The sequence below is a fragment of the Bradyrhizobium sp. USDA 4354 genome, assembly GCF_054060315.1.
This window is the reverse complement of record NZ_JBSSDC010000001.1, coordinates 976,251-987,942: the sequence shown is the minus strand read 5'-3', so window position 1 is coordinate 987,942 and position 11,692 is coordinate 976,251. Positions and strand designations below refer to the sequence as shown.

The following is an 11,692-nucleotide window of genomic DNA, read 5'->3' as shown; positions in this document are numbered from 1 at the left end:
GGTTGCGCCGGTCGAGCTCGCGGGCATCGCCTCGATGCGGTGAGCCGAAGTTCCATCCGTGCGACGGGCTGAATATCGGCAGCAGGAACCAACTGCCCGCAGAGACATTCTGATTGAGGGTTCGACATCAGCCCGGCTTGTGCGTGCCTTCACGATCGTGGCGCTCGTGCTTGCAACGAAATTCGCCGGGACGTCAGCCTCGGCCATGGGGGAGCCGTGGGTACGGTCATAGAGAACTTGCTGATGCGGAAGCAGAGGCTCGTTGAGGAACTCGAGAAGGCGCAAGCCGTCGAGGACCGCGACAAGATCGAGCATCAACTCGAGCAGATCAACACTGCGCTGGATTTCCTGGACAGGCCGGGACCGAACGACGGGACGTAACGGCGCTCAGCCGACCTTCAGCGCCTCCACTTTCAGCGCCTTGGCATAGACCACGCCTGAATTGGTGATGTGCGTCGTCATCAGGTCTTCGAAGGCGGCGAACTCGCCGCGTGCGAACAAATCGAGCAGCTTGCGATGCTCGTCGAACGACGTGCGGGTGCGCACGTCGATCGGCGAGGTCAGGTTGGTGCGGAGCGCGGCGACGCGGCCGGAGACGAGTTGATAGGATTCGGCGAGATAGCGGTTGCCGCAATGGGCGAACAGCGCCTCGTGGAAGGCGGCATCGGCGCGGCCATAAGCGATGTTGTCCTTCGCCGTGACCGCGGGCTCCATCGCCGCGATCGCTGCGCTCATCGTCGCAATCGCGCCGTCGCGATCGTGGCGATAGGCGAGCTCGGCCGCCTTGGGCTCCAGCGCGATGCGGAAGGTGCAGAGCGCATTGATGTCCTCCGCGCTCGGCGTGAACACGAAGCTGCCGACCTGCGGCCGGATCACCACCAGGCCTTGCGCCTGCAACAGGCCCATCGCCTCGCGCACCGGCGTGCGGCTGACGCCGAAGGAACTGGCCACCATCTCCTCGGAGATGGCCGCGCCCAGTGCGAACTCGCCGTCGATGATGGCTTGACGCAGCCGCTGCATCACCCGCTGCGCCAGCGATTTCGGCATATCGAGCTTGAGCGATCGCATGATGCTCTCAGATCACCTTGCCGGGATTGAGCAGGTGATCGGGATCGAGCGCAGCCTTCAGGGTGCGCATCAGCGCGATTTCGGCCTCGCTCCTGGCGTGGCCCAGCCACTGCTTCTTCAGCGTGCCGATGCCGTGCTCGGCGGAGACGCTGCCGCCGAGCTCCCGCACGAGCCCGTAGATGATCGCGTCCATCTCTTCCTTCGGCTGCTGCGCGACGGACAGGCCGGTGACCCAGGAGACCAGATGCAGGTTGCCGTCGCCGATATGGCCGTAATAGACGCTCTCGCAGCCCTCGATGCCGTCCGCGAGCGCGGCCTTGCAGCGTGTGACGAACTCGTCCATGCGCTGAACCGCAAGGCCGATGTCGTAGGAGATGTGCGGCCCCAGCACCTGGCCGAACTCGGCGCAGATGTCGCGCACGCGCCAGAAGGCTTGCGTCTGCGCCAGCGATTGCGCGACAGCGGCGTCGGCGAGCAGCCCGCGCTCCATCAGCTCTTCGAGCCAGCTCTGGAAGCGCGGCGCGTCGATACTCTCATCGGTGCCTTGCGCCTCGACCAGCACGTAAAGGCCGTGACCTGCTGCGACCGGCGGCTTCACCCCGGCGCGCGTCGTGATCACGTCCCAATAGTCCGGCCACATCACCTCGAACGCCGACAACAGCGGGCCGAGCCCGCTGCGCGCCGCGCCAAGTAGCGCGACAACCGCGGCATAATCTTTCAGCGCGCAGAGCGCGGCCATGGTCGAGCGCGGCTTCGGGAATAGCTTGAGCACCACGCGGGTGATGATGCCGAGCGTGCCTTCCGAGCCGATGAACAGATGCTTCAGGTCATAGCCGGCATTGTTCTTCATTAGCTTGTTGAGGCTGGTGATGATGGTGCCGTCCGGCAGCACCACCTCCAGGCCCAGCACCAGCTCGCGCGTCATGCCGTAGCGGATCACGCGGTTGCCGCCGGCATTGGTCGAGAGATTGCCGCCGATCGCACAGGAGCCGCGCGAGCCGAGATCGAGCGGAAAGAAGAAGCCGGCCTCGTCCGCAGCCTCCTGGATCGTCTCCAGCGGCGTGCCTGCCTTCACCGTCATCGTTGCGGAGGCGCGATCGATCTCCTCGATGCCGGTCATGCGCTCCAGCGAGATCGCGACCCAGCCCGCTTCGGGCGAAGCGCCGCGGCACAGCCCGGTCAAGCCGCCCTGCGGCACGAAGGGAAGCCGCGCGCGCCGGCAGGTCGCAATCGCATCGGCGATGCCCTGCGCATCGAGCGGACGAATCACCGCCAGCGGTGTCTGCGGCAGGCTCGCGCTCCAGTCGTTGCAATTGCGGGCGGGTACCTCGCTGCCCGTCAGCACCGCGGCCGCGCCGAGCCTGTCGCGCAGGGCGCCGAGCACTTGGTCGGGGCCTTCAATGGGGGTCACCATGTTCATGCGAGACCTCCTCGAGATCTGGCTGCGCCGCTTGCGCGCCGTGGTGTCGGAAATGGTTTGCGCAGGTCTTGTATGTAAGGTACAAGATAAAAAGTAAAGCAAAAACAACGCTCGGTGATGCCTCGTTAGGTCGTTTGAGATCAGAGGCTTAGCCGGGGTCGAGCAAAAGGGCGGTGTGATGACGGAGGCAATTCGCGGATTCTGGGTGGCATCGGCGACGCCGCTGACGACCGACGGCAGCGTGGATTCGGCAAAGCTCGCAGGTCACGCCAAACAGCTCTTCGGCAAGGGTGTCGACGGCGTCGTGTTGTTCGGCACCACCGGCGAGGGTACCTCCTTCAATGTCACCGAGCGCATCGCGACCATCGAAGCCGTGCTCAAGGCCGGCGTCGCTCCGGATCGCATTGGCATCGGCGGCGGCTTTCCCGCCATCACCGACAGCATCGTACTCTCGCGCGCCGTGCTCGGCCTCGGCCTGCGCCACGTGCTGGTGCTGCCGCCCTACTTCGATCGCGGTGTCACGCCGGAAGGTATCGAGGATGCCTTTGCCGCGATCATCGACGGCATCGCCGACGACCGGCTGCGCGCCTATCTCTATCACATCCCGCAGGTCTCGGGCGTCGCGATCCCGACGACGGTCGCCGCAAGCCTGCGCAAGCGCTACGGAACGATTGTCGCCGGCTTGAAAGACTCCAGCGGCGATTTCAAGCAATTCCAGGCGTTCCGCAATGCTGCGCCCGAGCTGGCCATCACCGTCGGCAACGAAGCCGACATCGCCCGTGCGATCGCCGCGGGCGGCGCCGGCACCATTTGCGGCATGGCCAATGTCGTGCCCGAGCTGGTCAAGGGCATGCTCGACGGCAAGGATGTCGAGGCGCGCATGCAGGCCGCGGCCGATGTCGTGGTCAAGACGCCGTCTCTAGTCGCGACGTTGAAGGCGGTCCTCGCGGCGCAGACCGGCGATACGGGCTGGTTGCGCGTGCGCCCGCCGCTCCGTGCTTTGTCCGACGGCACTGCATTCAAGCGGAAGCTCGACGCGCTGATGGCGCCTGCGCTTGCGTGAGCCTGCGCAAGATCGCGACGCGCGGCCGCGAATTCGCGTGCTGCGTGCCGCGCTCGGCATGACGGCAATTGGAGGTTGCTGTTCAGCTCCGGTCCATTCTTAGAACGATTCAACACTAGAGCGATTCAAGTCCGCTTACGGTTCTCTTCATGCATAGCGGCTGTTAGACGCGCGAGCTTCAATGCAGCGTCTAACCTGGAAGTGAATAGAACGTGCGTGCTCATCTGGATGTCCGCGACAGCGGCCATCGGACTCCTGCCGGCAAGAGCCGTGCCGGCCTTCTCATCGGAGCGGCTGTGCTGTTCGCCGAATGCCCCTCCAACATGACGGCCGCACAGGCGCAATCGGCTCTGCCGCCGGTGACGGTGGAGGCCCCGGCGCAGCGACCCAAGCCAGCGCGCGCATCGGAGCAATCGTCACGCCGAGTGCAGGCCGTCGCGCGCCGCCAATCCGCTCGCAATCCTGTCCCCACACCGCCGACCCTCTCGGAGCGGGCCGCCGCAGACGCCGCCGCGCAGCAGGCCGCCAAGCTCGGCTATCGCGCGATGCCGAGTGCAACCACGCTGCGCAGTGGCGCCTCGCCGCTCGACACATCGCAGGCCGTCAACGTCGTGCCCGAGCAGGTGCTGAAGGACCAGCTCCCGCGCAACATCGACGATGCACTTGCCAATGTCTCCGGCGTCACCCAGACCAACACGCTCGCCGGCACCCAGGACGCTGTGATTCGCCGCGGCTTCGGCGACAATCGCGACGGCTCGATCATGCGCAACGGCATGCCGCTGGTGCAGGGCCGCAGCCTCAACCCTGCCGTCGAAAGCGTCGAGGTGTTGAAGGGGCCGGCCTCGCTGCTCTACGGCATCATGGATCCCGGCGGCATCGTCAATACCATCAGCAAGCGGCCGGAGCTCTATCAGCATGGCTCGGTCACGCTGCTCGGCTCGGCGTACAATTCGTCCAAAACCGGTGCCGACGGCCTGCTCGACGTCACCGGGCCGATTGGTGACCAGGGCCTTGCCTATCGCTTCATCGGCTACGGCGTCAGTGAGGACTATTGGCGCAATTTCGGCCGTCACCGCGAGATGCTGATCGCGCCGTCGCTGGCTTGGTACGGCCAGGACACCACTGTCCAGCTCAATTACGAGCACCGCGAGTTCATCTCTCCGTTCGACCGCGGGACGGCCTTCATCAACGGTGCACCGCTGGCAATCCCCGCGACGCGCCGTCTCGACGAGCCCTACAACAACATGTGGGGGACGTCCGACCTGATTCAGGCCTCCGTCGAGCATCGCCTCAACCAGGACTGGAAGGTGACTGCTGCCTACAGCTACAACACCGAGACCTTCAGCGCGAATCAGCTCCGCATCACCGGCGTCAACGCGAAGACCGGCGTCGAGACGCGCAGCAATGACGGCACGCAGGGCTCGCTGAGCAATTCGAGCTATGGGACGTCATACATCTCGGGCGGGTTCTGGCTCGGCAACATCCGCAACGAGGTGCTGTTCGGCGGCGACGGACAGTATCGCACGATCTACCGCGACAACCTGATCCGGCAGGCGGCCCCGTCCTTCAATGTCTACGACCCGGTCTACGGCCTGATCGGGCCGGGCACCACGGTATCGAATAGCGACAGCGCCCAGACCGACAAGCTCGGCCAGTGGTCGCTGTTCTTCCAGGATACGCTGCACCTGACCGAGCGGTTCGCGCTGGTCGGCGGGGTGCGTTACATGGATTACGACCAGCTGGCTGGGCGCGGAAAGCCGTTCAAAACCAACACCAACGTCTCGGCGGATGCGGTGCTCCCGCTCGGCGGCGCCATTTTCAAGCTCACCGACCAGCTTTCGCTCTATGCGAGCTACACCCAGTCGCTGAAACCGAACTCCACCATTGCTCCGCTGAGCAATGGCGGCGGCGTCGTGCTCGGATCGAACATCGCGCCCGAGGAGGGCACGCAGTACGAGACCGGTCTCAAGTTCGATCTCAACAAGCGCCTCTCAGGTACGCTTGCGGTTTACGACATCGAGAAGCAGAACGTGCTGGTCAGCCAGCTCAACACAGCAACCGGTCTCAACGTCTACACCGCGGCCGGCAAGGTCCGCTCGCGCGGCCTTGAGATCGACGTCACCGGCCGGCTCTCCGACAGTTGGAGCATGATCGGAAGCTATGGCTACACCGATGCGCGTGTGACCGAGGACCCGACCTATGCCGGCAAACAACTGCAGAACGTTGCGATGAACACGGCGTCGCTCTATCTGGTCTACGATTTCGGCACGGTGCTTCCCGGCCAGCTCAGGCTCGGCGGCGGTGCACGCTATGTCGGCGACCGGCCCGGCGATGCGTTGAACACGTTCGTGCTGCCGTCCTATGTCGTCGCTGATATCTTCGCGACCTATGAGACGAAGCACCAGGCATTGCCGGTCATCTATCAGCTCAACGTCAAGAACCTGTTCGACACCGTCTATTACACCTCCGCCCAGAACAATCTCGGCGTCGCCATCGGCGATGCGCGGCGCGTCTCGCTGTCGGCGACGGTGAAGTTCTAGCCATGGCAGCGCGGCTGGGACACACCATCAAAGCGGTCCTGTTCCAGGTCCATTCCATCGCGGGCCTCGTGCTCGCGCTACTGCTTGCCCTGATCGCGCTGACCGGCGCGATCATGAGTTTCGAAGACGAGATCGTCGATCATCTCAACGCCGACATCATGCGTGTCGCACCGCGCGAGATGCCGGTACTGATGCCGGACGAGTTGGTGGCGCGGCTGAAGGCGGCGCACGACGTCGGCAAGGTCTCGGCCGTCACCCTGTCGAGCGATCCGTCTGCGGCGGTCTACGTCCGCTTCGCGCGCGACGAGCAGGGCGCGCGGCCGACATCGCTCTATGTCGATCCCTACGACGCGCGCGTGCTGGGTTCGCCGCGCGGCGAGGCGTTCTTCGCCACCGTGCGCAGGCTGCACCGCTGGCTGCTCATTCCCGGTGATGGCAAGGGTTGGGGGCGCCCGATCACCGGCACCGTCGCGCTCGGTCTGATCGTCATGCTGGTTTCGGGCCTCGTGCTGCGCTGGCCGCGTCGCGGCGGCAGCGCAAAGATCTGGCTGAAGCCGAATCTCGGCCTTAGCGGCCGCGGCCTGCATCGGTCGCTGCACACCGTGATCGGAACCTGGGTGCTTCCGGTCTATCTGGCGATGACGCTCACCGGACTGTATTTCTCCTTCGAATGGTACAAGGACGGCGTGACCTGGTTGCTGGCCCGTCCGCACGCCACCGCAGCGAAGATGCCCGCGAAGTCGCCGCGTGCGGCCGGCCGTCCCGAGCCGGCCCAGCCGATCGGATTCGATCAGGCATGGACCACGTTCCAGCGCCAGGAGGGCGGCCGCTTCTCCAAGGCCTTGCTGACGCTGCCGGCCGGCCCGGGCACAGTGATACGGATCCGGTCGTGGGGGAAGGGTAGGACACTCGAGACCACGCGTGACGAATTTCGCATCGATGCGGCGACCGGGCAGCTGGTCTCCGCCGAGCGCTATGACGACAAGCCGTTCGGCGAGAAGATCATCGCGGCGATCTACGACATCCATCGCGGCGAGATCCTGGGATGGCCGGGCAAGCTCGCGTTCATGATTGCCGCTGTCTTGATGCCGCTGTTCTCGGTCACGGGCATCCTGCTCTATCTGTGGCGCCGCAAGCTGCGGCGCCCGGCACAGCCGCCGCTCGGGGCGACTCGTTCCGGGCGAGTGACAGCGACGCGCTAACCGGGACACCAACAGCATCCGCTGCCAGTGCAACGACGCCTGTCGCACACAGCGGACCGGAGCGACTTGCCTGAAGCCTCGCCAAATGGTTCGATTGGCGAAGTCCAGGCGAAAGCTATGGTGATCTCGATGGCGCGATCTGAGCGAGACGAAATCGAACAAACGGCGCGGCCTGCTGTTCTTGTCAGACGCAGTGATCTGCCCGTGCCGCTCACGCACCCGGCGCGGAGCTTCTTCGGCGGACTTCCCAAGTTGCCGCCGCAATTTGATTGGCCGACCGCAGAGGTCAGGGTCATGATAGATCGAGAGTTAGAAAAGGTTGCGCTGACATTCGTGGCTCAAATTGACTTGGCTGAAGTGCCTGGAGCCGGCTGGTCGCCGCTTCCGACGCGTGGCACTCTTTATTTCTTCTGTAGTTCGGTGTTTTGCGGCGAAAGCCATCCACCTTGTCGCGTACTTTATAGCCCGACCGACGGTGACGCGTATCCTGACCGTGCGCCACCGCCCGATCTGATGCCGCTGGCAGGCACCAACGGTGACTACCAAGTCAAATGGCTCGATCCCAATCTCGATTTTCATTCCAAGGTCGAATTCAAGTACCCGCTTTCGTTCCGGCCGTTCCGCGACTTCTACTTTTTCGAGGATGCGGTGGGAGGTGAGCTCATGATCGAGGAATTATGCAGGGCGTTGGGGCCGGGCGAGCCGCCGGAAAGTGATCTGCTCCAATTCCGAAGCGCGGCCAAATACGAGAAAGACGTGGATTGGCCCTTCAACTGGCTCCTCATCACTTATGTGGTTCGGTCGGTCTTGGTGCACGTCCAGAGCGATCTGACGCGCGGTTACTTTGGCGAGCCGCTCACCGACGAGGCGGCCATGGAATTGATGCGCCTTCGCGCTGGTGCAATCGGTTGGCTCGAGCGCTGCCGGGGGCTGACACCGATGGACGACGTTGATCCGGAAACAAAAGCGAGCTTCAGGTCCTGGTGGCTCGACGTTGCGCATGCCTACAAGGAGCTGGCTGGAAAGGTGCCCACATATGCAGTTAGCATCGCGGGCGATCTCGGCAACGCCATCAATCATACGATCCGTTGCATGGCGACCCAGGAGGTCGATATCTCCGACCACGCTCCGTCCAGCTACGTCACGAATCTGGCGCGGCAGAATCACTGGAAGACGCCAACCGTGCACGACGGTAAGTACCGCTACTTCAATACAGCGCTTCATCAGATGCTGGGATATGGCAGCGGTCCGCAAGATGCGACTGAAGAGCATTTGGAAGACACGCTCTTACTCCAAATACAAGGCGAACTTGCGTTTCTCGATTGGCACTCCAATACTGGATGCGTGCTCCATTTCTGGATCGACCGGAATCTTCTTGCGCAACTCGACTTTTCTCAGGTCGTCGCTACGCTCCAATGTGACTAAGGGAATGTTGCGTAGTCAGCCGAAGACCGGCGCTAGTGGCCGGTATGGCTAGCCAACGCCGCAGCAATGGTTCAAAAGCTTCTGGCTCTCTCCTCAAAGGTCTGCGCCATGAAGCTTCCGACCGTCACCCCCGCCGATATCCGCCGCGCCCTGCTCCTGCGCGAGGAGATCGCGCTGCTCGATCTCCGATGTGAGGCCGCTTTCGCAACTGGCCATCCGCTGTTCGCCGCAAACATGGCTGCGGAACGGATTGCAGTGGAGGCCGAGGTGCGGCTGCCGCGCAAGGATGTGGCGATCGTGCTCTATGATGACGGCGAGGGGCTGGTCGCGACCGGAGCCGAACGTCTGGCCGCGCTCGGCTACACCAATGTCAGCACGCTCGATGGCGGGCTGACGGCCTGGCGTGCGGCCGCCTTTGAGATCTTCGAGGACGTCAATTCCTACTCGAAAGCGTTCGGCGAATTGGTCGAGTCGCGGCGGCACACGCCTTCGCTCAGCGCTGACGAGGTTGCAAAGCTCATCGCCGACAAGGCCAACGTCGCCATTCTCGACGTCCGCCGTTTCGACGAATATGCGACCATGAACATCCCGGGCTCGGTCAGCGTGCCCGGCGCGGAGCTGGTGCTGCGGGCAGGGCGAGCCGCCCCCGATCCCGAGACGACGATCATCGTCAACTGCGCCGGCCGCACCCGCTCGATCATCGGCACCCAGTCGCTGATCAATGCAGGCGTGCCCAACAAGGTGCGTGCGCTGCGCAACGGCACCATCGGCTGGACGCTGGCACGGCATGCGCTCGATCACGGTGCTGACAGGCGGGGCGCGATCGGCCCGTTCGAGGGCGGCCCGGCCAATGCCCGCGATGTCGCCTATCGCGCCGGTGTCCGCCATATCGGCTCGGGCGAGTTGGCTGCGCTCGTCGCGCAGACCGATCGCACGCTCTATCGCTTCGACGTGCGCGACACCGAGGAATATGCGGCCGGCCATCTCCCCGGCTTCCGCCATTATCCGGGCGGCCAGCTCGTCCAGGAAACCGATATGGCCGCCCCCGTGCGCGGTGCGCGCATCCTCCTGACCGATGACAGACGCGTCCGCGCCGACATGACGGCCTCCTGGCTGGCGCAGATGGGCTGGGAGGTCTATGTGCTCGAAGGCGGCTATGACGGTGCGCTCGAGGTCGGCCCGCCGCACGTCCTGCCGAAGCCGGATCCGGCACACCGCTACCGCCGCCCCTATGAAGGCACTGACGTGGCCGAAGCTGCGATGCAGGCCTATCTCGACTGGGAATACGGCCTCGTCGAGCAGCTCCGCCGCGACGGCACGCACGGGTTCTACGTGATTTGAGACGAGTGGCCTACGTGATCGCGCCCGAGCACTACTCCATCACCGTCACCCTGAGGCGGCCGCTTCTTCGGCGGCCCTCGAAGGGCGACGGCCCGGCTGCATCGGGGCCGTTCATCCTTCGAGGCTCCCGGCGCGATGCTAGGCATCGCGCCACTCGCACCTCAGGATGACGGAACTAGCAGGGGTGCCAAGCATATCTACCCCGCCATCTTCTCCCCCTATCCAAGCCCTATTGTGCTGCGCATCGCCGGCGGTCTATGAGCTGCGGTAAAGCTGTGACTTACGGAGATCCCATGTCAGCCCCAGGCCAAAGCCCTGAGCGGAGCGCCAAGGCGCTGCTGCTCGAAGGCGTCAATGACAGTGCCGTGGACCTGTTCAGGAGCGCGGGTTTCGCCAATGTCGAGCGGCTGACCAAGGCGCTGGACGGCGAGGATCTGCGGCGCGCGCTCAAGGGCGTGTCGCTGCTCGGCATCCGTTCGCGCACCCAGATCACCGATGAGGTGCTCGCCGCCGCCGACCAGCTGCTCGCGGTCGGCTGCTTCAGCGTCGGCACCAACCAGGTCGATTTATTGGCGGCGCACAAGCGAGGCATGCCTGTCTTCAACGCGCCGTTCTCCAACACGCGCAGCGTCGCCGAGCTCGTAATCGGCGAGATCGTGATGCTGCTGCGGCGGATCTTTCCGCGCTCGGTGTCGGCCCATGCGGGCGGCTGGGACAAGTCGGCGACCGGCAGCCGCGAGGTGCGCGGCCGCACCCTCGGCATCGTCGGCTACGGCAATATCGGCTCGCAGCTCTCGACCCTGGCCGAAGCCATGGGCATGCGCGTGATCTATTTCGACCGCACCGACAAGCTCCGCCACGGCAATACCGAGCCGGTCGAGAAGCTGGAAGAGCTGCTGGCGCAGAGCGACGTCGTCAGTCTCCACGTGCCGGAGACGCCGGAGACTGCGGGCATGATCGGCGAGAAAGAGCTGCGGGCGATGAAGCCGGGCTCGTTCCTGATCAACAACAGCCGCGGCACCGTAGTCGATCTCGATGCGCTCGCGCGCGCCTTGCGCGATGGTCATCTCGCCGGTGCGGCCGTCGACGTCTTTCCCGTCGAGCCTTCGTCGAATGCCGATCGTTTCAAGAGTCCCATTCAGGGCCTCGAGAACGTCATCCTCACCCCGCATATCGGCGGCTCGACCGAAGAGGCGCAGGAGCGGATCGGCGGCGAGGTGGCGCGCAAGCTGGTCGACTATTTCATCACGGGATCGACCATGGGCGCGGTGAACTTCCCGGAAGTGCAGCTGCATCTTCGCCCCTCCGGCGCACGCTTCAGCCATGTCCATCGCAACGTGCCGGGTATGCTGCGGCGGCTGAACGAGGTCTTCCTCCAGCGCGACATCAACATCGCCGCGCAATATCTGGAGACCGCCGGCGACCTCGGCTATGTCGTGCTCGACGCCGATCTCGGTGGTCAGGACTCCAGCGAACTGCTGCAGCAGATCCGCGCCCTCGAGGGTACCGTGGGCGCGCGGCTGGTGTTCGAGCACTAGACGGCGAGAGGCCCACGTTCCGGTTGCATTCCGCCGCCAAGGCTCTCTACACTACGCCATCGACTTCGACACGCACGTGACAAATCGCGTCGAAT

At 64.5% G+C, this 11,692-nt stretch carries 8 protein-coding genes and 1 pseudogene; 7 read left to right on the top strand and 2 right to left on the bottom strand.

From position 1 onward, the window contains the following. The first annotated feature begins 243 nt into the window (after positions 1-243). Positions 244-381 (top strand): hypothetical protein, encoded by a 138-nt coding sequence (locus ACVIIV_RS04715; protein ID WP_456743144.1) that lies wholly within the window; start codon positions 244-246, stop codon positions 379-381. A gap of 6 nt (positions 382-387) precedes the next feature. On the opposite strand, the gene ACVIIV_RS04710 is transcribed toward ACVIIV_RS04715, so the two are convergent. Together ACVIIV_RS04710 and ACVIIV_RS04705 are read right to left on the bottom strand one after the other, a co-directional pair. After that, positions 388-1,068 carry a GntR family transcriptional regulator gene (locus ACVIIV_RS04710; protein ID WP_456743143.1) on the bottom strand — a complete coding sequence of 227 codons (681 nt, stop codon included), beginning with the start codon at positions 1,066-1,068 and terminating at the stop codon, positions 388-390. A 7-nt stretch (positions 1,069-1,075) separates the two neighbouring features. Then, a complete protein-coding gene (locus tag ACVIIV_RS04705) occupies positions 1,076-2,488 on the bottom strand; it encodes an FAD-binding oxidoreductase (protein WP_456743142.1) in 1,413 nt (470 codons plus the stop codon). Between the two features lie 178 nt (positions 2,489-2,666). Between ACVIIV_RS04705 and ACVIIV_RS04700 the strand changes: the two genes are divergently transcribed. From ACVIIV_RS04700 to serA, 6 genes and pseudogenes are all read left to right on the top strand, one after another. Then, positions 2,667-3,551: a dihydrodipicolinate synthase family protein gene (locus ACVIIV_RS04700; protein ID WP_456743141.1), complete on the top strand. Its 885-nt coding sequence runs from the start codon at positions 2,667-2,669 to the stop codon at positions 3,549-3,551. Between the two features lie 212 nt (positions 3,552-3,763). After that, a complete protein-coding gene (locus tag ACVIIV_RS04695) occupies positions 3,764-6,091 on the top strand; it encodes a TonB-dependent siderophore receptor (RefSeq protein WP_456743140.1) in 2,328 nt (775 codons plus the stop codon). A 2-nt stretch (positions 6,092-6,093) separates the two neighbouring features. Next, positions 6,094-7,279 (top strand): annotated as a pseudogene (locus ACVIIV_RS04690) (PepSY-associated TM helix domain-containing protein). An 80-nt stretch (positions 7,280-7,359) separates the two neighbouring features. Beyond that, positions 7,360-8,718, top strand: a complete 1,359-nt coding sequence (locus tag ACVIIV_RS04685) for a DUF1963 domain-containing protein (protein ID WP_456743139.1) — start codon at positions 7,360-7,362, stop codon at positions 8,716-8,718. 108 nt (positions 8,719-8,826) lie between these two features. Next, entirely contained in the window at positions 8,827-10,059 is a 1,233-nt protein-coding gene (locus tag ACVIIV_RS04680) for a rhodanese-like domain-containing protein (protein ID WP_456743138.1), read from the top strand. A 293-nt stretch (positions 10,060-10,352) separates the two neighbouring features. Further along, positions 10,353-11,597, top strand: coding sequence for a phosphoglycerate dehydrogenase (serA, locus tag ACVIIV_RS04675; RefSeq protein WP_456743137.1), 1,245 nt, complete (start codon positions 10,353-10,355; stop codon positions 11,595-11,597). The last annotated feature ends 95 nt before the right edge of the window (positions 11,598-11,692 follow it).

Bases quoted from the DNA above. Each gene is read 5' to 3' on its own strand.
- ACVIIV_RS04705 (WP_456743142.1), bottom strand. From the start codon at position 2,488: ATGAACATGGTGACCCCCATTGAAGGCCCCGACCAAGTGCTCGGCGCC.
- ACVIIV_RS04710 (WP_456743143.1), bottom strand. From the start codon at position 1,068: ATGCGATCGCTCAAGCTCGATATGCCGAAATCGCTGGCGCAGCGGGTG.
- ACVIIV_RS04680 (WP_456743138.1), top strand. From the start codon at position 8,827: ATGAAGCTTCCGACCGTCACCCCCGCCGATATCCGCCGCGCCCTGCTC.
- ACVIIV_RS04700 (WP_456743141.1), top strand. From the start codon at position 2,667: ATGACGGAGGCAATTCGCGGATTCTGGGTGGCATCGGCGACGCCGCTG.
- ACVIIV_RS04715 (WP_456743144.1), top strand. From the start codon at position 244: ATGCGGAAGCAGAGGCTCGTTGAGGAACTCGAGAAGGCGCAAGCCGTC.
- serA (WP_456743137.1), top strand. From the start codon at position 10,353: ATGTCAGCCCCAGGCCAAAGCCCTGAGCGGAGCGCCAAGGCGCTGCTG.